Here is a 2198-nt window from a genome sequence, read left to right on the forward strand (position 1 = left end):
TAGCCCGGCGGGGAGGACCTAGGCCGGCCGGGGATCAGGGAGCGATCCCCACGCCGGCGATCCGGCTCCACGCCCGCTCTTGCGCCGCGGTCATGGCGGGCCAGACGAGCGCGCCCGGCCGGGGCCGGATCCGTGAGGCATACGGCGCGGGACGGAAGGCGGGGTCGTAGAAGCACCCGCTGCCGTAGGTCCGGTCGAAGGCAGCGCAGGAGGCCGCGACCGAGCGCGGGTTCGGCTTGCGTCCGTGGCGTACCCAAGTGTCCAGGGCGGCAACGGAGTTGGCGTACTCGGAGTCACTCAGCGCGCTGTGCTCGGTCTCCTTCGTGAAGGTCTGGACGAGGTTGCCGCCCCTGCCGGCGCCCTGGAGAGTGGCGCGGTAGGCCGCCTCGTGCTCGACGAAGGCGGTGGGATCGTCGATCGCGTGCAGGGTGAGGACAGGGATGGAGACCTTGCCTGTCAGGTCGCTGTCGTAGGAGAGGTCGCGGCGCGCGGTGGGGTCGGCCGAGAACCGCTCGATGCCCGCGTTGAGCGCCTTGTCGTCGTGTGAACCCGTGTACCGCACACCCCGGTTGCCGAAGGGATTGCGGCCACCGAGTCGGGTCGACACGATGTCCCGGAACGTGAAGGTCGCGAACCGCAGATGTGACTCCAGCGAGCGCTCCGGGATGCGGGTGACGGCGAGGATGTCGTCGAGGTTGCGCTGCTGGAGTGCGGTCCGGTCCGCGGGGTCGGAGGCGAATCCCGTGCACTCCTGCAGGCGGGCGCGGAGCCCGGCGCTCGTCATGGTGGAGTCCGCGCGCAAGCCCTGCCACAGCGGGTATTGCGGCTCACTCGGGCGGGGGTGGTTGTGGCAGTAGTACTGGTAGACCACCCGTAGGTCGATACGGTAGTCGTAGCCGCGCGAACCGCCGCCGAGGACGCCGCTCGTCAGCAGCGCGCCGTCATAGGCGCCGGGCCGCCTGCCGTAGGTCTCCGCGACCTTGGCGGCGACGTCGCCGCCCCAGGACTGGCCGTGCACATAGGTCCGCTTCGGCTCGCCGAACTCCGAGACGAACAGTCTGCGCACACTCTCCGTGTCCGCGGCGGCCATCCGGGTCCCGTAACCACCGCGGCGGTAGGACGAGCCGGCCCAGGCATACCCCTCGTCGACCATCACCGCCCAACGCCCCAGATCGTCGGTGCTGCGTGAGGGGTCCGAGGAGTCGCCGAGATCGGGTCCGCCGTGCGCGTGCACGACGAGGGATCCGTTCCAGCGGGTCGGAACAGCCATCGTGTAGTACGCCCCGTTGGTGTCCTGACCCGTGTAACACGTCGCCTTCCCGACCAGGTTGGGCGGGCAGGTGGCTGGCGCGGGCCGCTCGTGTGCCCGGGGCGCGGGGGCGTTGCCGAGCGTGCCGAGGAGTGCCGCGGCCACACCGGCGGCCAGTACTGCCCGACGGTAGCGAGCGGGCGAGAGTCGCCGGCGTACCGGTACGGGCGCGTCAAGTGTCGTCACGGGAGCGGCTCCTATGAATTCGCTGTGCGAAGTTGCCCTGCGATCCGTGATGTTAGGAACCGCCGCATGTGGGGACTACCCGTCGATCATTGCGTTCATAGTGTTCGCCCGCCCGGCCCGAGGTATCCCGCCCGATCGACGCGATGTCCGGGCCGTTTCCGTATAAGGAGCGTCGCCCATCGTCCTCTCGCCCTTGCCCGCTGGGTGGGCGAACGCCTCCGCGGAGAGACTCGATGAACCCCGAACTGCCCCCGGTGGCACCCAGGATGGCCGCAGCCGCCGTAAAGGCCTGCTCCGAGCCCAGCAGGGCATACCAAAGAGGTTCAGCGGAACACGTCATACGGGCATCTCCACTCCCTCGATGCGGCTCATGGTCGCTTCCCTCCGCGACTTCCGCATCCGTCGGCCGGGGCGGAATCTCCGGGAGATGTCGGCGGCGGCCGCTCCTCCGCACGACGACGAGGGGAGACGGCACCACATCGACGCGCTGGACTCGGCTCGTCCAAGCGGATCACGACCCGTCCGCCCTACGACACCTGCCCGCACCCTCGCCAGCAGGTGACCGGATCGAACACTCGGAGGACCCACGCCAGGATCGTCGGCCGTTGGACGGGCTGGTGGCCCACGTCTCCCGCCGCGCCGGGACCTGCGAGAAGGCGGCGGCCCAGGCGATCGTCCGACGCTTCATGCGACGGGGCCGGGC

General features: G+C 70.2%; 1 protein-coding gene. It reads right to left on the bottom strand.

The window, feature by feature from the left end; all coding sequences use genetic code 11:
* Positions 1-34: 34 nt before the first annotated feature.
* The gene (locus ACFWP5_RS52290) at positions 35-1495 is read right to left on the bottom strand and encodes a hypothetical protein (RefSeq protein WP_384174494.1); all 1461 of its coding nucleotides are present in this window, start codon (positions 1493-1495) and stop codon (positions 35-37) included.
* Positions 1496-2198 lie beyond the last annotated feature (703 nt).

Origin of the sequence: Streptomyces sp. NPDC058469 (assembly GCF_042721125.1) — a bacterium.
Taxonomy (GTDB): Bacteria; Actinomycetota; Actinomycetes; order Streptomycetales; family Streptomycetaceae; genus Streptomyces.